The sequence below is a fragment of the Rhodococcoides kyotonense genome (genome assembly GCF_900188125.1).
GTDB classification, from domain to species: domain Bacteria; phylum Actinomycetota; class Actinomycetes; order Mycobacteriales; family Mycobacteriaceae; genus Rhodococcoides; species Rhodococcoides kyotonense.
In genome coordinates this window covers 271692-291622 of the sequence record NZ_FZOW01000007.1, presented here as the reverse complement: position 1 = coordinate 291622, position 19931 = coordinate 271692, and the positions used below count along the sequence as shown (strand labels likewise).

Here is a 19931-nt window from a genome sequence, read left to right as displayed (position 1 = left end):
TCAGCCTACGGTCTACGACGCCACTCGATCGCCGGGCACGTGTCCATCACCATCGCGACACCCGCGGCGGTAGTGCGTTCGAACGCCGCCTCGTCGACGACGCCCAACTGGAACCACACGGCCTTGGCCCCGGCAGCCACTGCTTCGTCGGCGAACTGGCCGGCAGCCTCCGAACGACGGAAGACGTCGACGACGTCGATCGGGAAGGGCACATCGGCGAGTGACGCGTAGCCCTGCTCGCCGAGCACGGTCGGAGCGTCGGGATGAATCGGTACGATCCGCTTGCCGCGTTTCTGCAACAGTTCCGCGATGGAGTACGCGGTCTTGCTCGGATCGCCGGAGAGTCCGACCACGGCCCACGTCTCGAGGTCGTCGAGCATCAGGTTCACTGCCGTGGGGTCTTGCCACGAGGTAGTCATGATCGCAAGTTACACCTCTGCCCGGCGCCTGTTCCGCCACCAGCGCCACGCGCCCGTGCACCACAGTGCCCATACGATCAGCAGCGGCTGGAACAGAAGTCGAATTGCTCGTGACGAATCGGTGTCGAGACCGAAAGCGTCCGAATGAGTGAGGAATTGCGAGATGTTCCCCGGGAAGACAGCAACGAAGAACGCCGCGACGACCCACCCCACGAGCACCCGGTAGCGCGCAAGCACGAGAAGGGAAAGACCGAGAGCGATTTCCACGATGCCCGACGCCAGAACCACGAAATCCGCATCCAGCGGCACCCACGTCGGCACCTGTGCCTGAAATGTATCCCGTGCCCAGAACAGATGGCTCGACCCCGCGAACAGCAGAAACGCGCCGAGCAGGATTCGACCGATCGTGGGCATGAAGTCGATGGTGCCTGCCGAGGGTGGGTGCCGTCCACCCTCGACAGTCGTGTCGAATCTCAGCCTTGTGCGGCGAATGCTCGCAGCTGTTCCATGACGAAGGTGTGATCCTCGCGGTGCGGAAGGCCGGACACCCCGGCGTAACCCACGATCCCGACTCCTCTGACCTGAATGGGCACAACACCGCCGGCTGCGGCGAAGTGCTCCGCTGGGAGGCGGGACTGGGTATCGAAATCCCGGCCCGTCGCGAGAAAGAATTCCAGTACTCCCATCGAGCTTCGGCCGTATCGCTTGGCTGTCTCCAGCTTTCGTGACAGCCAATGATCGTTCTCGGGGTACGCGCCGGGCAGCGCCGTATGAAAGGCGCGTTGATGTCCGTGCGTGATCCCTATGACGAGCGGAAGACTGCGCGACGCGGCCGCCTCACGCATCCTGCAACCGAGCGTCCATGCATCGTCGTAGTCGAATGTGCCGAACCGCACCTCCTGCTCGTCGGCGGTGACGGCGTCGAGTGCAGGTGTGCTCATGCGGTCGAGGACGCGAGCCAGATGTTCAGTTCACCGTCGACAGCGAATTGGTCGATCTCGGCCAGCTCGTCGGTCGTGAACTCGGGACTCTGCAGCGCAAGCACACTGTCTGCCAGCTGGCTCGGCCGTGATGCACCGACGAGGACGGAGGAGATCTGCGTATTGCGCAACACCCACGCAAGTGCCATCTGCGCCAATGGTTGTCCGCGGCGTTCGGCGATCTTGTTCAACGCGGCGACGTTATGCAGGTTCTTGTCCGAGAGCATGCCGTCGCGCAGTGTCTTGCCTTGTGTCGCCCGCGAGCCTTCCGGGACCCCGTTCAGATACTTGGTGGTCAACAGTCCTTGCGCCAGTGCGGAGAACGCGATGCACCCGACGCCCTCGTCGGCCAACACGTCCAGGAGGGACGGCTCGCCGTTCTCGACCCAGCGATTCAACAGAGAGTACGACGGCTGATGAATCGCCAACGGCGTTCCGAGATCTCGTAGAAGACCTGCCATCTCGACCGTTCGAGCCGCAGAATACGACGAGATGCCAGCGTAGCGAGCCTTGCCCGATCGAACTGCGGTATCGAGCGCGCGGGCAGTCTCCTCGAGTGGCGTGTTCGGGTCGAAGCGGTGGCTGTAGAAGATGTCGACATAGTCGAGACGCAAACTCGTCAGGGAATGCTCGAGGCTGCCGAGTAGATATTTGGCGCCGCCGCCGCGACCGTACGGGCCGGGAAAGAAGTCGTAACCGGCTTTCGTCGATACGACGATCTCGTCGCGTAGGTTCGCGAAATCCTCTGCGAGGATTCGACCCACGTTCTTCTCCGCGGACCCCATCGGGGGTCCGTATCCGTTTGCCAGATCGAAGTGTGTGATACCGAGATCGAATGCGGCACGAACGATGTCGCGCTGCTTCTGGATCGGGGTGTCGTCGCCGAAGTTGTGCCACATTCCGAGTGAGACTGCAGGCAGCAGCAACCCGGACTTGCCGACGGGGCGGTAGTCCATCGTGTCGTAGCGATCCGGCGCCGGGGTGTAGGCGTCGTTCAGAAGAGAAGGCATTCGGGTGATACTCCTATCGAGATGCGAAAAGGTCTGTCAGAAGGTCGATCTGGGCTTCGTCCTCGAGCGCCGATCCAACGGCGACGACATCGGCTCCTGCCCTGAGATATTCGGAGGCATTCCGGGCGTTCATGCCGCCGGTGGCAACGAACTTCATCGTGGGAAACGGGCCCCTCATGGCGGAGAACCATTCCACGCCGAGCACCGAAGCGGGGAACGCTTTGACCCAGCCGAGTCCGAATGCCGCCGCACTCTGCACGTCGGTTCCGGTTGCGACGCCGGGGAGATGCGGCATACCCGCGTCGATACTCGCCTGCGCGACGACGGGATCGAATCCGGGGGCCACGGTGAATGCAGCACCTGAATCGTGTGCAGTCGCAACGAGATCAGGAGTCACCACCGTCCCGGCGCCGACTGTCATGCCGCGCTCGGCGGCAGCATCTGCTACGGCAACCAGCGCGGCGACGGCTGCAGGAGATTGAATGGGCACTTCGATGCATGTGATGCCGGCGTCCCAGCCGCGGTGGGCGAGTTCGACGGTTCGCGCGGGCGAGAATCCGCGCAGAATCGCCATGACCGGCGCGGGGGAGAATGCCTGGTCGAACCAGGAATTCATGGTCTCCATCCGAGCTCCTTCGATACGTTGTCGGTCACTGCACGCAAGTCGGGCAGCAGTAATTCCAGAGCCGCGAGATCGGCGCGGCCCTTGAGAGCAGTGACGGATACCGCGGCCACGACGCGATTGCTCGCGTCGCGCACCGGCATTGCCACACAGTTGACGTAGTCCTCGTATTCGGCGTCGTCCACGGACCAGCCCCGCTCGGCGACGACCGCCAGTTCGTCGTCGAATCGGCTTCGAGAGGTGATGGTCGTCGACGTATGTTTCTCGAAATCGGCTGCCGCCATGACGGAATCGACGACGTCCGGTGTCTGGAACGCGAGGATCGCCTTGCTGACCCCGGCGGTGTGCAAACACACCGATGCGCCGATCTGCGAGAACAGTTTGATCATTCCCGGCTGCTCGATCTTGTCGACGTAGATGATCCGTCGGCCCTCGAGCGCTGCCAGATGAATGGTGTGCGAGCACTGTTCGCCCAAGCCGACGAGGTACGGCCTGGCGACATTGGCGAAATCGAACTGTTCACGGGCCGCGTTGGCGAGACCGGCGAGCCGGTATCCAACGCTGTACTTACCGTCCGCCCGTTTGCGGGTCAATCCGTAGTCCGTGAGGGTTTGAAGCACACGAAGCGCGGTGGATCGGTGTACGTCGAGGTGGGCGGCGACCTCACTCTGAGTGCGCGGCTGTACGGCCACGAACTCGAGAATCTCGACAGCGCGTTCCACGCTCTGCGACATTGCGTGCTCCTTCGACAGTGGGGCGGTTCAGGTCAGGCATCGAGGCCCGTCGTTGCCGGGACGAAGTCGTTGGTACTCGACAACGCTCGTGCGGCGAGATCGTGCCCCATCGACAGGCGTCCGTGCGCATCCTTGCCGTTCGACAACCCGGACAAGTATCCAGCAGCGAAGGCGTCACCGGCTCCGACGACCTCGACGACCTCGACGTCGTGAGCAGGGACGAAGACCGTTTCGGATTCGGTGAACTCCGTGGCGCCGACATCGCTGTCCTTGACCACGAGCGTGCGTGCTCGTGAAGAAGAATCGATCAACGCCGCGATCGAGTCGGCATCGGTCGTGCCCCACAGGTCGGCAGCCTCGTCCCTGCCGACGAACACGATGTCCGCCCGTCGCGCCAGATCGAGCAACACAGGGGCGGCGCGCTCGACTCCCCAGACCCCGGGCCGGTAGTTCACGTCGAACGAAATCGATGTCGGCGAACCAGCGCACAGGTCGAACAGCGACTCCATCATCGCGGCACACGTCTCCGACAGTCCTGCGTTGATGCCCGAGACGTGCACGATGGACACTTCGCGCAATGGCAGTCCGTCGAGCATGTCGGGCGACATTCGCGACGCAGCGGAGTTCCGCCGGTAGTAGTGGACCGTCGTGGCGCCGTCGTCGGGGTCCTTGAAATACACACCGGTAGGTGCGTCCTCGAGTTTTCGGACATATGACGTGTCGACGCCGTGTGCGGCGATTTCGCCGACGATGCGATCGCCCAGGGGGTCGGCTCCCACGTAACTCGCCCAGGCGACGCTGTGGCCTTGTTCCACCAGGTACAGAGCTACAGTCGATTCGGCTCCGCCCATGTGCAGCCCGAACAGGTCTGCGGTCGCCAGCGGGGTCGCATCGACAGGTGCGACGAGGGTCATGGTCTCGCCGATGCACAGAATCTCAGGCATCGATCCGCTCCCTGGTGCCACGACGTAGGCCCTTCTTCAGTCCTGTGCGGATGTACGGGCCGAGCACTGCGAGTGCGCTGAGCACGAGAAGCCCCACTGCGATCGCGCTGGTGTAGATACTGGCTGCGCCGTCGATCAGGAATGCGCGTCGGATATTGCTTTCCGCGAGCGGCCCGAGAATGAGACCGAGGACGAGTGGTCCGGCCGGGAAACCGGTGCGGCGCAGCAACAATCCGAGGAGTCCGAAGACGAGCATCAAGCCGACGTCGAACGCGCTGTTCTGCACGGCATATGTGCCGACCATGCAGAAGGTGATGATGACCGCCCAGAGATATTGCTGAGGAAGGTCGAGGAGCTTGATGACCCCACGCATGCGGACGAGGGCCAGCGCCAAGGCGACGAAGGTTGCGAGCAACATGATTCCGGCGAGGCTGTAGACCAGATCCGGTGAATCGACGAACAGAGCGGGGCCGGGCTGAAGGCCCCAGATGACCATCGAACCGATCATGACTGCCATGACCGCGTCGCCGGGAACTCCGAGGGCAAGGGTTGTGGTGAGCGAGCCACCCATGGTCGCTGTGCTCGCTGTGTCGGCAGCCGCCAGACCTTCGAGGGACCCCTTGCCGAACTTCTCGGGGGTCTTGGATGCCCGACGCGTCTGATCCCACGAGACGATGCCGGCGATGTCGCCACCCGCGGCGGGAACGACACCGACCACAGCACCGACTCCGGACCCGATGAGTGCGGGTTTGACGAGCTCACGACGTTCTGCCTTGTTGGGCCACCATTTTCCGAGCTGCGTGATCGGCGTTGGCATCAGATTCGGATGCTTGCTGATCATCTGGTTGAACACTTCGGCGATGCCGAACAACCCGACGATCGCTGCGATGAACGGAATCCCGGAACTCAGCTCGTTCAGGCCGAATGTGAAACGCCCGTCGCCGGTGATGGGGTCGCGGCCGATCGTGCCGAGGAGCAATCCGAGAATTCCAGCGAACAATCCTTTGACGACGCGGCCACCGGAGACGCCGATCATCATCGTCATTCCGAATACGACGAGTGCGAACATTTCGGCGGGTCCGAACTGCAGCGCGACGCTTGCGATGGGTTGGGCGGCGAAGATCAGGATACAGATTCCGACGACGGATCCGACTGCCGAGACCAACGCCGAACTCGTCAGCGCGATGCCGGCGCGGCCCTGTTTGGCCATCGGGAATCCGTCGAACGTCGTCGCGATCGAGGCCGGCGTGCCGGGTGTGTTGATGAGGATCGACGGGACCCGATCACCGAATTGCGCTGCGACATAGATGGACAGAAGAATCGCCAAGCCCTGGAGGGGCTCCAGCGTCAGGGTGAAACCGGCGGCCAACGCGACTGCCATCGCCGCCGTGATTCCAGGAACCGCACCGACGAGCGTGCCGAGTAGAACTCCGACGAGCAGACATACACCGATGCTCGGATCCAGGAGGGCGCTCAGGCCCTCGGTCACCGCGTTCACAGCGGAACCTGAAGCAACAGGCCGAATATCGCCCACAGGATCAGTGTGGTGGCGACCGGGAACAGGACAAGTGCCTTGAGTCCTCGGCCGCCGGCGATGGTGACGAGTCCAGCGAGTAGAACCACGGTGACTGCTCTGAAATCGAAGTACTGCCAAGCGAATCCATAAGCGCCGATCAGCGCCAGTGATGCTGTCAGAGCAAATCCGCCCGACTTCGTGATGGGAGGTTCGTCGGAGGTGATTCGGCTGAGAATGGCTTGGACGATCAGTATCAGTCCGATGACGACCATCGAGATGGCGAGAGCTGTGGGCCACCAGCGTGGTCCGAAGGACTGCCCTTCACGGGCCACGTCGATTCCGTCGGCCATGAAGTAGACAGCTGCGCCGAGGGTAACGACGACGAGACCGAGTGCGGCCTCGTACATCTTGTGATTGGGGCGCCGGTCGTCGACCTGGGCGTGGTCGGGTGTGCCGACGGCGCTCAGGGGAATGTCCTGAGTGGTCATTCCTGCGCCGCCAACTCTCCGAATCGATCGGACTCGGTTCCCACGAACGCGGTGGCCTCGTCGGCCGACCGATAGAGCGGGAGGTTTCCGCCCGATTCGATCAGATCGATGTATTCGTCTGTGGCGGCGGCAATGTCGATCGACTCTTCCAGCCGCGTGGCCACTGCGTCGGGGAGGCCTGCGGGAGCTGCGATCACCGCCCAGCTGCCGATCACGACGTCCTGACCCAGCTCGGTGGCTGTCGGAACTCCGGGAAGCGCAGGTGCAGGCTCGTCGGTGAAGACGGCCAGGACGCGAAGACGTCCGTCGGCATGTGCTGGTGCGGTTTCGCCGATGCCGGCGACTACCGCGTCGACCTGCGATCCGACCGCAGCGGTCACTGCGGGAGCACCGCCGTCGAATGGAACGCCGGTGAACTCGACGCCGGCCACCCGTCCGAGTTCGAGCGCACCTGCTTCCCAAATGGACCCGGGGCCTGCGTTGGAGACGGTGACACCGCCCGGCTCGGCCTTCGCCGCGGCGAGCAGGTCGTCGAGCGTCTGGAACGGGCTGTTCGCCGGCACGGCAATGGTGCCCGGCTGAGAATTGACTTGCCCGAGGAAGTCGTATGCGGCGGGATCGATCGAGTATCCCTGGTGCCCGAGCAGGCTGACCTCGACCGGGAGAACTCCGATGGTGTATCCGTTCGGGTCCTGGTCGGCGAGGTACTGCATCCCAATGGATCCGGCACCGCCGGGTCGGTTCTCGACGATGACGCTGACGCCGAGATCGGCTTCCATCTGCTTGCCCAGCGTGCGGGCGGTGAGGTCGGTTGCTCCGCCGGCTGCGGTCGGTGTGAGCAGGGTGATGTTCCCGCTGGGGAAGTCCTCGTCCGAGGAACCTCCGCCGGAACGATCGGCGCAGCCGGTCAGTGTTCCGACAACGATCGCTGCTGCAGCCCCGCTGCCGATGAGTAGGCGCATCGGACGTCTGGTTGAAGTGCTCAAAGAATTGCCTCCGAGTGAATGTGTTGCGCTGTGTGCAACACCGTTGCTCTCTGTGCACATACAGTAACGCACGTGTGACCCGGAGCATAGGAATTCTTTACTGTGATGCAGATCCAGCTTTATGGCCGCGCTGAATCCTTGCGTCAGGGTGTGGCGTGCAGTCGGCCCGCGACGATTGCACCGACCGTGCCGAGGGCGAGTACGACCGTCGCGACGACGAAAGCGACCGCGTAGGAATTTCCGAGCGCCGGGGCGACGACGAGAGGCCCGAGAACTTGCCCGACTCCGTAGACAGTCGTCAGCGTCGCTGCGGTCCGGCCTATGGGCAGTTGCGCTGCGGTACTGAGTGTCAACATCGTGATGCCCATGAAAGTGCCGCCGAACAGCACGGCGGAGACGACGGCAACCGCAGAGTTCGACGTCAGCGCAGGGAGTAGCGCCGAGACCGTCTGCAACGAAAACGCAGCCACCAGTGCTCGTCTCGTCGTGATACGACGGGCAACGGCGTGCCACAACACGGTTGCGGGGACGGCGGCAAGTCCGACGACTATCCACACCGCGGGTCCCACCGACGAGTTTCCATGGCCACCGACCGCGGCGACGAGAAACGTTCCGACGATGATGTACCCGAGGCCTTCGAGTAAGTACGTGACCAGAAGGACTCGCCAGATCGTTCGATCGCGATGGGACAACGTGTTTTCGCCGCTGTGCGAACGAGACTCGGCGTGGATTCGCAGCGTCAGCGCGGGGATGATCACCACGGCGGTCAACAGTGCCGAGCAGAGCCACAAGCCTTGCCACGAAAGATGGGGTGCAGCAACGAGAGTCAATACGCCCGACGCGGCGATACCTGCGCCGACTCCCCCGAACGTGATGCCGGGGGATGACTTGGCGTGTTGTGCAACGGTACTGGCACAGCCCAGAAACACTGCAGCACTGGCAAGCCCTGCGAGGAATCGGAGAAACGAGAACATGGCGGTGTTGTCGACGGCGGCCATGGCTACTTCGCTGACGATCAGCACTCCGGCCCACATCCGGAAGGCGTTGGTCGTGTTGAGGCTCGGGCGAACGGACAGCAGGATTGCGCCCAGCAGGTAGCCCGCATAGTTCGCGGTGGCGATGACGGCGCCGCTGCTGGGACTCACGCCCGCCGAATCCACCATGATCGGCAGGATCGGCGTGAAGACGAACCTCCCGACGCCCATCGCGGCGGCGAGACCGGCCGCTGCAGCGAGAGAGATCCGTCGGCCGTGCTCGAGCTCGTTCACTCGGCTGACGGTACTCGTAGCTCTGAAACGGAGATCAACTCGAATGTCCGAACTGGTCCGGCCCGCGTGGCAGAACACGTCGACGTGATGGGATCGGACAGGCCCTGCTCGAGCCCGACTTCGACACTGTGCCCGTCGTGATCGAGTGTCACCGTCCACCTGCTCCCGTTCTGCACTTCGGACAAGGGATGCAGAGTGTCTATCCGATTGTCCTGCAGCGCTTCTCGCGCATGGTGTTGAGCAACTTGCGTGGCGGCGGTCAGTGAACTGCGCCCGCGGAGGAATCGCGGGTTCACGCGTCCTTCGCTGTGCAGGTCGACGATCCTCTCGGCATCCGCGTCGTCGACGTTTCCGTAGTAGAGGCCCTCTGGGAACACGATCATCGTTCCGGCAAATCGATCGCCGCCGAGATGCGAGCACTCCCAGGTGATGCTCTCGTGGCGTTCCAGAAGCGAGGGGAGCACGCGACGCCCACGTACCGCGCAGCACTGGTCGTGGCGACCATGAGTGCAGACGGCGACGATCGGTTCGGTCGACGCCGTCCCGACATCACCGTCGATATCGAGCGTCAGGATTTCCTCGGGGTGCTCGACCTCACCCCATCTGATGCTTTCGGATCCGATGCGAGAGTCGACGACGGCCCATCGCCATCGGCCTTCACCGCGCCGACGGCCGGGGCGGCGAATTGCCAACGTGCGCATGCCTGAAGCCTCGACGTGCCGCGCGATGCGGAGGCCGAGGTTCGGGTCGAGGACTTTCGACGAGTTCAGGAAAGCCGAATGACCCCACGCGCCATCGATTTCCAGCAGAAACCATCGCTGCCCGGCGGACCCGGTGCCGTGCAGTGCGTCGCCGCGTGTGCGGGCGGCGTCACTGCACGTCATGGTGCCGGTACCAACACGCCTTCCCGGAGGAGGCGTCGGGCGACCACGATGGCGCTGTTCGAATCGAGTCCGACGAGCTCGCTTACGCGACAGGGCTTTCCGGACTGCAGCTGCGCGATCGCGTCGGCGCATTCGTCGGGGAGGGATACCGTCTTGTCACGCAATCCGAGGTGAATCTTGTTCTCGCTCCTGGAGATCGACGCGGTCAGGCCCTGTCGCCATACCACCGCGCTGTCTTCGTCGAGCGCGTTCATGAACGACACCGTGCGTAGTGGGCCGACGGGCTCGGGCCTGGTGATATCGGCGAAACGCCGGCCGAGGCGTTCGGCGATGCGTCGTCGGGCAGGCTCGTCGTTCTTCAACTGCTGCAGCAGGTTCGCGACGTCGTCGACTACGCGGTCGACGTAGGGGAGCACCGCGTCCGCGTCGGTCAGGTCTATGCCGGCGGGCAACGGCTCGCGAAGTTCGGCATCCTCCTGCAGCACTCCGAGGAGATTGTGCGCGACGTCGTAGCGAGTGAACGACGAGACTCCGATGGTGAGGTGAATCGTCGTGTCGCCCAATGCTTCCGCGGAGTGTATCCATCCGCGTGGGAGGTAGAGGGCGTCGCCGGGCTGGAGCACGGTGTCGAGGTGTGGGGCTTCGATCGCGCGTTCCTCGACCGCATTCTTGCGGTCGGACCACGGTTGATTCGACAGCGGATGTGTGTGCACGGGCGGGTGCAGAATCCAGCGCTTCTCGCCGCTGATCTGCAGTACGAACACGTCGTGCACGTCGTAGTGAGGTGAGAACCCCTTCGACGACGCAGGCGTGATGTACGAGTTGACCTGGCTGGGATGCCCGATGTCGTCGACCAGATCTCGTACGAAGTCGATCAGCGGTGGCCACAGACGATGGAGGCCCTGAAGTACGAGTGTGTGCCCGTCCGCGAAGGCGGACAGGATCGCGGCGGAGTCCAGCTGGTCCGTCATCTCGGCGCCGAAGCCGCCCGACGCGGTGAATTGAGACTTGTCGAGAAGCGAGCCGTCCTTCGCCATCCGAGCGAACGGCGTGCGTACTCCGCGGTGCGAAATCAGCTCGTCGACCGCGGCGGGAGTCATCAGGTCGTCGAACGATTCCTGTAGTTCGGACGCACGCGACAGGAGCGGCTTGCGCCCCCAGTAGTCGTCGGCGAAGGTGCGTTCGTCGACGGAGATCAGACGACCGAGCGCGGACCGGTTTCCCGATCCGCGCTGGTCGTCAGCTGTCTGGCTCAAGCCGTGCCGTCCGCACCGCCGTCGTGGCCACTGGGGTTGGAACCGCCGTCGGCTGGGCCTTCGCCCGGTCCTGCGGTGCCGTCGGCTCCGCCGTCGTGTCCGTTGGGGTTCGAGCCGCCGTCGGCTGGGCCTTCACCCGGTCCCGCGGTGCCGTCGGCTCCGCCGTCGTGTCCGTTGGGGTTGGAACCGCCGTCGGCAGGTCCTTCGCCGCCCGAACCGCTGGTGGTGATGTCGTCGTCGTTGATGCTCATCGAATGCCTTTCGGTCGACGTGTTGTGTCGAGCAGCGGGGCTGCCGCGCTCGGGTCGAGGATTGACAGTCCGTCGACCTTTCAAACCCGCTGGTCCGAGCCCGCGGCATTTGTCCGGATCGCTCGCGACAGGTATGCGTCGACGTCCAGCTCGAGCGGGGACGACTCGAGGCCTCTCCGGATGGTCGCCACGTACCGCGCGGAGGGGGTGCCGTGCTCGCGCACGATCGAGCTCGTGACGGTCACGGCCGGAATGCCGTCGATGTCCGGGAGCCGGAGGACGGCGTCGTACTTGCCGCGGAAAGCCTCGCCGCGTCGGTCGATGTCGAGGTGCGCGTATCCACCGACGTCGATCGAGGTCGGATCGGGGGCAACGATGTCGTCGACGACGTTCTCGACGGCCAGCAGGTGCGCGAGTTGGCCGTGCTCGATCAGATATCCGTGCGCGACGGACGGATCGCTCCCGGATTGGGTGGAGACGAACGCGCCCGACCCCGTCCACCTCTGGGAGACCCCGGCGAAGTAGAGGGCGTGATCGATCCACATCCACCGGTCCTGGGCGGGTGGCGTCGGCGACGGGGCAGGCGGGTGAAACCCGAATTCGCCGGTCGCGGGTGACCCGGTCAGGTACGTCGCGAACCGCTCGGCGAGCAGGTTGGATCCGTAGGAGACGTACCAGACGGGCGCTTCGCGCATGTGCACGAAAATACATAACCCGCTATGTATTCTCGTGCACATGCGACGAAGTCGCCTACGTCACCCAACCGGCGCGAAAAGCGCTGAGCGCGGCCTCGACTCGATTGTTGACGCCCAGCTTGGTGAAGATCCCCGAGATATGGGTCTTGACGGTCGTCTCGCTGAGGAACATTTCCTTCGAGATGGTGGCCGTGGTCGCGCCGGATGCCATGATGCGCAGCACTTCTCGCTCGCGGTCGGTCAGTGAGTTCAACGCCGGGGACACTGGCCGTGCCGGCGGATTCTGCGACGCGACGATCCGGCGCAGCGCGTCCTCGCTGAACAACGTGTTACCTGCCGCGACCGCGCGCACCGACAGATGAAACGTCTCGGGCGCCTCGTCCTTGCTGACGAAGCTGTGCGCGCCTGCAGTGACTGCTCGAACGACCAGGTCGTCGACGTCGAGAGCCGTCATCGCGATCACGCGAGGCGGATGCGGTGTCTTCATCAGTTCGGTGGTGGCCTCGAGCCCACCGACACGCTTCATCTTCAGATCCATCAACACCACGTGGGGACGGAATCTGCTGACGGCCTGCAGCACCTGGTCGCCGTCGTCGACATCGGCGACGACGCGGATGTCGGTGGTGGCGGCGAAGATATCAGCGACACCGCGTCGGACGAAACGGTCGTCGTCGACGACCAGAACGGTGATGATGCCCGGTGTTGTCATGGTGAGCGAAGCTTACGACGCCGCACCGACATCGATTCACGTATGCCAGGGGAGCCACGCCTGCACGAGGTATTCGCCGGGAACTACTTGGGCGTCGAAGGTGCCGCCGATCTGACGGACCTGCTCGCTGAGTCCCGTCAGGCCTGTGCCGGAACCGTACGCGAACGCCGGTGCGCCGGTGAGGTGATTGCGCACCACGATCCGGAGGCCGACATCGCTGTTGCCGTGTAGGCCGACGTGGATCGGTGCCCCCTGCGCATGCTTCTGTGCGTTGGTCAGCGCTTCCTGCACGACGCGAAACGCGACCTGGCTCGTCGACGCGCCCAGCTCACCCGGCGACATGTCGAGCAGATAGGTGACGTGAGTCCCCGCCTCGCGCGCGCTGTGCACGAGATCCGACACCCCCTCGATGCTGCGTCGTCCTCCGGCGTAGTCGCCGGTTCCGCGCAGCACGCCGATGATGCGCTTGAGGTCGTCGAGCGCGTCGTGCGCGGTTTGCCGAATCAGCGACGCACTGTTGGCGACCTTCTCGGGCCCCTCGGTACTGTTGACCTGTAAACCGCCCGCGAACAACGAGATTCGGCTGAGGCTGGCAGCCAATGTGTCGTGCATGTCGCGAGCGATTCGGGTGCGCTCGGCGACGAGAATCGCCTCTTCGCGCAACGCGTCGGACTGCTTGGCGTACCGGTCGCGGGTGTGTACGGCCGCGTCGAGGTCGGACTGGGTGCGGCGCAGGATGGCTAAGCCGGTGACGGCCGCGACGAGAAATGCCGCGACGAGCCACGCGATCCACAGCGGGACGTTCCAGTCGGGGATCGGGCCGTCCTTGGCCACCTTGACGCCCATCGTCAGCACCGAATAATCGCGTCGTCGGAATGCGTCGTACGTCAGGGACACTCCGCACGCGGCGAAGACGAGGGCAGTCGAGACACCGAGGACGCGGCCGGTCGCGAAACGAGCGACGGCGAACAGCGCGATGAGCGCGGCCGTCGCGTCGGTCTCGAGAAACAGGGGCCCGGCCACCGCGAGACCGAGCACGAGAAAGGGCTTCTCGTGACGCCAGATCAACGCAAAGCCGGCAATCAGATTCAGCAACAGACCGAATCCGTAGTTCCACACCGGGGCGTTGTCCGACGTCGAGGCGAGCCCGAGCGTCATCAAGGAGCAGAACACACTCAGAGTGACCGCAGCCGTGGTCCACACGCGGCGACGCCACCTGGGCGGCGTGGTTCGTACTCATGGACGGAAACCATACGGTTCGTCACCGACAGTCCGGCATCCGCCGACCGGTCCGTCGACCGACCGAAAGGATGAGGCGGTTCGTCCGATTTGCCGAAGTGCCGGACGTGCTCGCTGCGGTGTTGTTGTCCCATCGGAAACGAACGAAGGGATTTCCTCATGACAACACCTCAGCCCGTCCTCACCGAGAAGCGCAATTGGTTCTTCCGCCACAAGTTCCTGACGGGAATTCTGGCGTTGATTCTGCTCGTCATCGTGGTTGCCGCAGTCAACAGTGGTGGTGGCAGCAGCACCCCGGCCAGCGACACCGGCAGCACCGCGGCCACCGAGAGTGAATCCGCTGCGGGGCTCGGTACTCCGGTTCGAGACGGCAAGTTCGAGTTCGTCGTCACCGGTGCGCAACCGGGCGTTCCCAGCGTCGGGCAGGACTTCTTGACCGAGACCGCGCAAGGTGAGTACGTCCTCGTGACGATGTCGGTCCGCAACATCGGCGATCAGGCGCAGAGCTTTGCGACGTCGGCGCAGAAGCTGCTCGACGGGCAAGGACGCCAGTTCTCCGTCGACGACATGGCGACGATCGTGCTGGATCAGGGAATCGCGTTCGAGCAGATCAACCCGGGCAACTCGATCGAGGCGACCATCGTGTTCGACGTCCCCGCCGGGACGGTTCCTGCGGAAATCGAACTGCACGATTCCCTCTTCTCGGGAGGTGCGACGGTAAAGCTGTAAACAGCATGTGCACGGAAATACATAGAGGGGTATGTATTTCCGTGCACATGCGACGGAGTCGCCTACTCTTTCGCGTCTCCCACCACGGCCGGCCGCGCGATGGCCCAGCCACCGAACGTCAGGGCGATGGCCAGCATGATGAGCCCGACCCACAGGTTCGCGCTGGTTCCGACGCTCATGTCGACGACATTGTTCGACGGCGACGAGTGCGTTTCGTTCCCGAACACCGACGGGAACAGCCCGGCCAGGGTCAGCAGAATGCCGTAGATGCCGAGCAGCGCGCCGATGACCGAGCGGATGTCGAACAGTCGGGCGACGAGGCCGGGAGTCTTGTCTGGAGTGGTCATGTCAGTGCCCTATCAGTGGAAGACGATGTTGAGTACGACGACGAGGCCGAGTGCGAAACTCGCCAACGGCACCGGACGCTTGAACCACGGATTCGTCGCGTCCTCGGGATCGGTGAACATCTCCCGAGGAGTCTCCGAGTACACGAAGCCGACAAGTTCCTTCGCCGGCTTCGGCTTCGTGACCATGCTGACCGCGATGGACACGACGATGTCGACGACGAATGCAGCGGAAGCTGCCACGAACGGCATGCCCTGCCCGGGCAGGTTGATGACGCCTACCTCGGAGAGAATGAACACGAACACCGCCGCGGATGTGCCCGACACCAGACCGATCCACCCGGCGGCGGGCGTCATCTTCTTCCAGAACATACCGAGGATGAACGTCGCGAAGAGCGGCGCGTTGAAGAACCCGAACAGCGTCTGCAGGTAGTCCATCAAGTTCGAATATCCCGACGCGATCAACGCGGTGAAGATCGCGAGAATCGTTGCGACGACGGTGGCGACGCGTCCGACGGTGATGTAGTAGCCGTCTTCGCGGTCCTTGACGATGTACTGCTGCCACAGGTCGTACGAGAAAACGGTGTTGAACGCCGAGATGTTTGCCGCCATACCTGCCATGAACGCTGCCATCAGACCGGCAACCGCAACGCCGAGAAGGCCGTTCGGCAGGATGTCACGCATCATGAGCAGCATGGCGTCGTTGTAGGTGATGTCGCCGGTGCCGGTCTCCTTGAGGTTGATCATGTCGCCGATCGCGGCGGCGGCGATCATGCCGGGAACCACGACGACGAAGGGCACCAACATCTTCGGGATCGCGCCGATGATCGGGGCGCGTCGGGCAGCAGACATCGAGTCCGACGCCATGGCGCGCTGCACCTCGACGAAGTTGGTGGTCCAGTATCCGAACGACAGCACGAATCCGAGGCCGAACACGATGCCGACGATGGACAGGATCGGTGAGTCGAAACCGCTCAGCGCCTGGCCGGGCCACGACGAAAGCTGTTCTCCCGTCGACGCTGTCACCGTTCCGTCGGTGACCGTCGGAACGACCTTCTCTTTCAGGCCGGACCAACCACCGATCTTGATGAGGCCGATCACGGTCAGAGGAACGAGCGCAGCGAGGATGACGAAGAACTGCAGCACCTCGTTGTAGATGGCTGCCGACAGCCCACCGAGCACGGTGTACGTCAGTACGATGGCCGCGGCGACGATCAACGACACCCACAACGTCCATCCCAGAAGGACTTTCACGACGGTCGCGAGCAGGAACAGGTTGACGCCCGCGATGAGGATCTGCGCGACGGCGAAGCTGATGGCGTTGACGAGGTGCGCTTTCGAATCGAACCGCTTACGCATGAACTCGGGAACGCTGCGTACCTTCGAGCCGTAGTAGAACGGCATCATGACGATGCCGAGGAACAGCATCGCCGGGATCGCTCCGATCCAGTAGTAATGCATCGTGGCAAGACCGAGCTGAGCGCCGTTGGCGGACATGCCCATGATCTCCACGGCTCCGAGATTCGCGGACACGAATGCGATGCCGGTGACCCATGCGGGTAGCCGACGGCCGGAGAGGAAGAAGTCGAGGCTCGTCGACAGTTGTCGGCGGGCGACGTATCCGATTCCGAGGACGAATACGAAATATACGGCGATGAGCACGTAGTCCAGCGCGTTCGTGTTGAACGACAGCGCGCCTTCTGCCGCAAGGTTCGACGTCACGCGTCAACCTCCCTGATCGAGTGAGCTGGCTCACGGTCGTGAGCGATGTGAACACAAAGTAACAGGTTCAAACAATTACGTACATCCAATGCCGAGAATCCGTGTGAATATGTTTGGTAATGTTCGATCAACCCCAGATCCCAGAGGTAGGTGCGGATGCTCGCAGCAGAGCGGCATGAGCGGATCATGACGGCGCTTCGTGCCGACGGTGCGGTCAAGGTGGTCGAACTCGCCGAAAGTCTTGACGTCTCCGAGATGACCATCCGACGCGATCTCGACGTTCTCGACGAGCGTGCCGTGCTGCGCAAGGTGCACGGCGGCGCGATCGCTCGCGACAACCGTGGCGTCGAGCCACCGTCGACGGCGAAGGCTGCGCGTCAGCATGCGGAGAAGGTCGCCATCGGACGTGCCGCGCTCGGTGCGGTCGAGGACGGCATGACCATCGCGGTCAGCGCCGGGACCACGACGCTCGAACTCGCGAAACTGCTGCGCGGACGCAGTTCGATCACCGTCGTCACCAATTCGATCTCGATCTTCCAGGAGCTGACCGGCCATCCGTCGGAACCCGATCCCGTCGTCTATCTGACGGGTGGGTCGCGGACGCCGTCCGATGCTCTGGTCGGACCGGTCGCCAACGCTGCCCTCGACTCGTTCCGCGTCGATGCGGTATTCCTCGGCGTGCACGGGTTCGACATCGAATCGGGCCTGACCACTCCGAATATCGCCGAGGCAGAGACGAATCGGCGTCTCATCGCCACTGGTAAGCGACTCCTGGTGCTCGCGGACAACACCAAACATCGTGAAGTCGGGACCAACGTATTCGGGCGGATGGCCGATGTCGACACGCTGATAGTCGACGACGGGCTCTCCCCGGAAGACCGGACGGCACTCGCCGAGCATGTCGACCACATCGTCGTAGCCGAGACGGAGAAGATATGACCATGACACGGGCAGGTCTGGCCGACGGGCGGGAGATCCTCTTCTTCTCGTTGCCCGGCAACGACGTTCGTCCTGTCCCCGACGTCAGGCCGCTGGCCGCGAGGCCGGAGGCAGCCCAGTCCGAAGTGCGCCGTGACCGTCAGACCGGAGACTGGATCGCGATCGCCGCGCTACGTCAGGATCGTACGTACAAGCCGCCCGCCGATCAGTGCCCTCTGTGCCCGTCGCCGCACGGTGATTCGAGCGAGGTCCCGGCTGCGGACTACGACGTCGTCGTGTTCGAGAATCGTTTCCCGAGCCTGTCGCATGCGGGACCCGGCGCGGAACCCCTTGATTCAGAAGAGGATCGGGGGCCCGGTGTCGGGCGATGTGAGGTCATCTGTTTCTCCAGCAATCACACGACATCGTTCTTCGAACTGAGCCACGATCACGCCCGGCTCGTCGTCGATGTCTGGCGCCAGCGTACCGAGACGTTGCTGGATCTGCCGGGTGTCGAGCAGGTCTTCTGCTTCGAGAACAGGGGAGAAGCGATCGGTGTGACGCTGTCGCATCCGCACGGCCAGATCTACGGCTACCCGTATCTGACGCCTCGGACGACGTCGATGCTTCGCCAGGCTCGCATTTTCGCCGAGAACAACGGTGGCGCAAACCTGTTCGCGGACATACTGGCCCGTGAGAGGAAAGACGAAGCCAGGGTGATCGCGTCGAACGAGCACTTCACGGCGTTCGTGCCGTTCGCCGCACGGTGGCCGGTGGAGGTGCACATCTACCCGAACCGGCACGTGCACAACCTGACCGACCTGTCCGAACCGGAACTCGACGGGCTCACCGACATCTACCTCGACGTGCTCGGGCGCTTCGATCGCATGTATCCCACACCGCTGCCGTATATTTCGGCGTTGCATCAGTACCGGCCGGATCGTGGACAGCAGGACGGGTACTTCCACATCGAGCTGATGTCGGTGCGGCGCTCGGCGAACAAGCTCAAGTTCCTGGCCGGCTCGGAGTCTGCGATGGATGCGTTCATCACCGACGTCACACCCGAGCAGATGGCGGATCGATTGAAGGAGTTGGCGTCGTGATCGTCGCCCAGGCGCCGGGTCGTATCAATCTGATCGGTGAACACACCGACTACAACCTCGGGTTCGCGATGCCGATCGCGCTCGAGCAGCGCACGACGGTGCGGTTCGAGCCAGATGAATCCGACCGCATCACCCTCGAAAGTGACCACGAGACAGGCACATCGAGCTTCCGGATCGATGTGAAGCCCGGTGACGTCGACGGCTGGGCCGCGTATCCGGCAGGCGTCGTGTGGGCATCGAAGCAGGCCGGCCTCCGCGTCGTCGGCGGGACGATGTCGATCAGCAGCGACGTACCGATCGGAGCAGGTCTGTCGTCGTCCGCGGCGCTCGAATGTGCGGTACTGCTGGCGATCAACGCAGCAACGGACCAGGACATGGGCACTCTCGACGCCGCGCGTATCGCGCAGCGGGCCGAGAACGACTTCGTCGGTGCACCGACGGGACTGATGGACCAACTCGCCTCGTTGAACGGTGAAGCCGACCGCGCGCTCCTCATCGACTTCGAGACATCCGAGGTCACGCCCGTCGACTTCGACCTCGCCTCCTCCGGTCTGGCGCTGTTGGTCGTCAATTCCAATGCCGCACATCAGCACTCGACGGGGGAGTACGCGTCGCGTCGGGAATCCTGCACGCGGGCCGCGGCAATCCTCGGCGTCGATTCCCTGCGTGAAGTACAAGGGCTCGACGTTCTGGATCGGATATCGGATGACACAGACCGACGCCGGGTTCGGCACATCCTCACCGAGAACGAACGAGTCCTCGACTGCGGCGTTGCACTGACCGCCGGTGGCTTCCGACGCGTCGGCGATCTGATGACGCTCTCGCATGCGTCGATGCGTGACGATTTCGAGATCACCACGCCGCACATCGATCTCATCGCGGACTCGGCCGTGCGACACGGTGCACTCGGGGCCCGGATGACCGGCGGTGGGTTCGGCGGCTGCGTCATCGCTCTCGTTCGGACCGCGGCCTTGGCTTCGGTCACGCGCGCGATCGAGGAGGACATCGCGAACGCGGGCTATCCGGTGCCGACCATCTTCACCGCCCGCGCCGGAGCGGGTGCGGCGGTACTCAGCTGACACTCACCCGCAACGGGTGATTGACGGTGCCGCAT

At 63.7% G+C, this 19931-nt stretch carries 23 protein-coding genes; 4 read left to right on the top strand and 19 right to left on the bottom strand.

The window, feature by feature from the left end; all coding sequences use genetic code 11:
- Positions 1–5: 5 nt before the first annotated feature.
- From CHB96_RS14295 to CHB96_RS14215, 17 genes are all read right to left on the bottom strand, one after another.
- On the bottom strand, positions 6–419 hold the full coding sequence (locus CHB96_RS14295; RefSeq protein WP_089247252.1) for a CoA-binding protein: 414 nt from the start codon (positions 417–419) through the stop codon (positions 6–8).
- A 9-nt stretch (positions 420–428) separates the two neighbouring features.
- The gene (locus tag CHB96_RS14290) at positions 429–833 is read right to left on the bottom strand and encodes a DoxX family protein (protein ID WP_089247250.1); all 405 of its coding nucleotides are present in this window, start codon (positions 831–833) and stop codon (positions 429–431) included.
- Positions 834–892: 59 nt separating this feature from the next.
- Positions 893–1360, bottom strand: coding sequence for a heme-degrading domain-containing protein (locus CHB96_RS14285; protein ID WP_245865667.1), 468 nt, complete (start codon positions 1358–1360; stop codon positions 893–895).
- Complete coding sequence (gene mgrA / locus CHB96_RS14280; protein ID WP_089247246.1) at positions 1357–2409, bottom strand: L-glyceraldehyde 3-phosphate reductase; 1053 nt, start codon at positions 2407–2409, stop codon at positions 1357–1359. The genes CHB96_RS14285 and mgrA overlap by 4 nt, the downstream gene beginning before the upstream one ends.
- 13 nt (positions 2410–2422) lie before the next feature.
- Entirely contained in the window at positions 2423–3034 is a 612-nt protein-coding gene (locus CHB96_RS14275) for a bifunctional 4-hydroxy-2-oxoglutarate aldolase/2-dehydro-3-deoxy-phosphogluconate aldolase (RefSeq protein WP_089247244.1), read from the bottom strand.
- On the bottom strand, positions 3022–3765 hold the full coding sequence (locus CHB96_RS14270) for an IclR family transcriptional regulator (RefSeq protein WP_089247242.1): 744 nt from the start codon (positions 3763–3765) through the stop codon (positions 3022–3024). Before CHB96_RS14270 ends, CHB96_RS14275 begins: the two co-directional genes overlap by 13 nt.
- 32 nt (positions 3766–3797) lie before the next feature.
- Positions 3798–4709 carry a sugar kinase gene (locus tag CHB96_RS14265; RefSeq protein ID WP_089247240.1) on the bottom strand — a complete coding sequence of 304 codons (912 nt, stop codon included), beginning with the start codon at positions 4707–4709 and terminating at the stop codon, positions 3798–3800.
- Entirely contained in the window at positions 4702–6207 is a 1506-nt protein-coding gene (locus CHB96_RS14260) for a tripartite tricarboxylate transporter permease (protein WP_089247238.1), read from the bottom strand. The genes CHB96_RS14265 and CHB96_RS14260 overlap by 8 nt, the downstream gene beginning before the upstream one ends.
- A complete protein-coding gene (locus CHB96_RS14255) occupies positions 6204–6713 on the bottom strand; it encodes a tripartite tricarboxylate transporter TctB family protein (RefSeq protein WP_089247236.1) in 510 nt (169 codons plus the stop codon). The genes CHB96_RS14260 and CHB96_RS14255 overlap by 4 nt, the downstream gene beginning before the upstream one ends.
- Positions 6710–7675, bottom strand: coding sequence for a tripartite tricarboxylate transporter substrate binding protein (locus tag CHB96_RS14250; RefSeq protein ID WP_089247234.1), 966 nt, complete (start codon positions 7673–7675; stop codon positions 6710–6712). Before CHB96_RS14250 ends, CHB96_RS14255 begins: the two co-directional genes overlap by 4 nt.
- Positions 7676–7842: 167 nt before the next feature.
- On the bottom strand, positions 7843–8904 hold the full coding sequence (locus CHB96_RS14245; RefSeq protein ID WP_371829013.1) for a YbfB/YjiJ family MFS transporter: 1062 nt from the start codon (positions 8902–8904) through the stop codon (positions 7843–7845).
- A gap of 59 nt (positions 8905–8963) precedes the next feature.
- Positions 8964–9851, bottom strand: a complete 888-nt coding sequence (locus tag CHB96_RS14240) for a ferredoxin family protein (RefSeq protein WP_089247230.1) — start codon at positions 9849–9851, stop codon at positions 8964–8966.
- Entirely contained in the window at positions 9848–11107 is a 1260-nt protein-coding gene (locus tag CHB96_RS14235) for a cupin domain-containing protein (protein WP_089247228.1), read from the bottom strand. The genes CHB96_RS14240 and CHB96_RS14235 overlap by 4 nt, the downstream gene beginning before the upstream one ends.
- Complete coding sequence (locus tag CHB96_RS14230) at positions 11104–11358, bottom strand: BatC protein (protein WP_089247226.1); 255 nt, start codon at positions 11356–11358, stop codon at positions 11104–11106. The genes CHB96_RS14235 and CHB96_RS14230 overlap by 4 nt, the downstream gene beginning before the upstream one ends.
- Positions 11359–11438: 80 nt before the next feature.
- A complete protein-coding gene (locus tag CHB96_RS14225; protein WP_089247224.1) occupies positions 11439–12053 on the bottom strand; it encodes a hypothetical protein in 615 nt (204 codons plus the stop codon).
- 55 nt (positions 12054–12108) lie between these two features.
- On the bottom strand, positions 12109–12762 hold the full coding sequence (locus CHB96_RS14220; RefSeq protein ID WP_089247222.1) for a response regulator: 654 nt from the start codon (positions 12760–12762) through the stop codon (positions 12109–12111).
- Between the two features lie 36 nt (positions 12763–12798).
- Complete coding sequence (locus CHB96_RS14215; protein WP_245865664.1) at positions 12799–13965, bottom strand: sensor histidine kinase; 1167 nt, start codon at positions 13963–13965, stop codon at positions 12799–12801.
- A 195-nt stretch (positions 13966–14160) separates the two neighbouring features.
- Here CHB96_RS14215 and CHB96_RS14210 point away from each other — a divergent pair, with 195 nt between their 5' ends.
- The gene (locus tag CHB96_RS14210; RefSeq protein ID WP_089247220.1) at positions 14161–14730 is read left to right on the top strand and encodes a DUF4352 domain-containing protein; all 570 of its coding nucleotides are present in this window, start codon (positions 14161–14163) and stop codon (positions 14728–14730) included.
- A 62-nt stretch (positions 14731–14792) separates the two neighbouring features.
- Here the strand turns inward: CHB96_RS14210 and CHB96_RS14205 are convergent, their stop codons facing one another.
- Positions 14793–15077 (bottom strand): hypothetical protein, encoded by a 285-nt coding sequence (locus CHB96_RS14205; protein ID WP_089247218.1) that lies wholly within the window; start codon positions 15075–15077, stop codon positions 14793–14795.
- 12 nt (positions 15078–15089) lie between these two features.
- Positions 15090–16796, bottom strand: coding sequence for a sodium:solute symporter family protein (locus tag CHB96_RS14200; RefSeq protein WP_245865663.1), 1707 nt, complete (start codon positions 16794–16796; stop codon positions 15090–15092).
- 156 nt (positions 16797–16952) lie between these two features.
- On the opposite strand from CHB96_RS14200, the gene CHB96_RS14195 reads away from it, so the two are divergent.
- Genes CHB96_RS14195 through CHB96_RS14185 form a run of 3 tightly spaced genes read left to right on the top strand, consistent with a single transcriptional unit; the run spans position 16953 to position 19896 of the window.
- Positions 16953–17735: a DeoR/GlpR family DNA-binding transcription regulator gene (locus CHB96_RS14195; protein ID WP_089247216.1), complete on the top strand. Its 783-nt coding sequence runs from the start codon at positions 16953–16955 to the stop codon at positions 17733–17735.
- A complete protein-coding gene (galT, locus tag CHB96_RS14190) occupies positions 17732–18817 on the top strand; it encodes a galactose-1-phosphate uridylyltransferase (protein WP_089247214.1) in 1086 nt (361 codons plus the stop codon). Before CHB96_RS14195 ends, galT begins: the two co-directional genes overlap by 4 nt.
- Complete coding sequence (locus CHB96_RS14185; protein ID WP_089247212.1) at positions 18814–19896, top strand: galactokinase; 1083 nt, start codon at positions 18814–18816, stop codon at positions 19894–19896. The genes galT and CHB96_RS14185 overlap by 4 nt, the downstream gene beginning before the upstream one ends.
- Positions 19897–19931 lie beyond the last annotated feature (35 nt).

Coding starts and splice junctions, on each gene's coding strand:
- CHB96_RS14245 (WP_371829013.1), bottom strand. CDS start 8,904: ATGGGCGTCGGGAGGTTCGTCTTCACGCCGATCCTGCCGATCATGGTG.
- CHB96_RS14285 (WP_245865667.1), bottom strand. CDS start 1,360: ATGAGCACACCTGCACTCGACGCCGTCACCGCCGACGAGCAGGAGGTG.
- CHB96_RS14210 (WP_089247220.1), top strand. CDS start 14,161: ATGACAACACCTCAGCCCGTCCTCACCGAGAAGCGCAATTGGTTCTTC.
- CHB96_RS14220 (WP_089247222.1), bottom strand. CDS start 12,762: ATGACAACACCGGGCATCATCACCGTTCTGGTCGTCGACGACGACCGT.
- CHB96_RS14205 (WP_089247218.1), bottom strand. CDS start 15,077: ATGACCACTCCAGACAAGACTCCCGGCCTCGTCGCCCGACTGTTCGAC.
- galT (WP_089247214.1), top strand. CDS start 17,732: ATGACCATGACACGGGCAGGTCTGGCCGACGGGCGGGAGATCCTCTTC.
- CHB96_RS14275 (WP_089247244.1), bottom strand. CDS start 3,034: ATGGAGACCATGAATTCCTGGTTCGACCAGGCATTCTCCCCCGCGCCG.
- CHB96_RS14255 (WP_089247236.1), bottom strand. CDS start 6,713: ATGACCACTCAGGACATTCCCCTGAGCGCCGTCGGCACACCCGACCAC.
- CHB96_RS14290 (WP_089247250.1), bottom strand. CDS start 833: ATGCCCACGATCGGTCGAATCCTGCTCGGCGCGTTTCTGCTGTTCGCG.
- CHB96_RS14250 (WP_089247234.1), bottom strand. CDS start 7,675: ATGCGCCTACTCATCGGCAGCGGGGCTGCAGCAGCGATCGTTGTCGGA.
- CHB96_RS14265 (WP_089247240.1), bottom strand. CDS start 4,709: ATGCCTGAGATTCTGTGCATCGGCGAGACCATGACCCTCGTCGCACCT.
- CHB96_RS14270 (WP_089247242.1), bottom strand. CDS start 3,765: ATGTCGCAGAGCGTGGAACGCGCTGTCGAGATTCTCGAGTTCGTGGCC.
- CHB96_RS14195 (WP_089247216.1), top strand. CDS start 16,953: ATGCTCGCAGCAGAGCGGCATGAGCGGATCATGACGGCGCTTCGTGCC.
- CHB96_RS14240 (WP_089247230.1), bottom strand. CDS start 9,851: ATGACGTGCAGTGACGCCGCCCGCACACGCGGCGACGCACTGCACGGC.
- CHB96_RS14225 (WP_089247224.1), bottom strand. CDS start 12,053: ATGCGCGAAGCGCCCGTCTGGTACGTCTCCTACGGATCCAACCTGCTC.
- CHB96_RS14295 (WP_089247252.1), bottom strand. CDS start 419: ATGACTACCTCGTGGCAAGACCCCACGGCAGTGAACCTGATGCTCGAC.
- CHB96_RS14230 (WP_089247226.1), bottom strand. CDS start 11,358: ATGAGCATCAACGACGACGACATCACCACCAGCGGTTCGGGCGGCGAA.
- mgrA (WP_089247246.1), bottom strand. CDS start 2,409: ATGCCTTCTCTTCTGAACGACGCCTACACCCCGGCGCCGGATCGCTAC.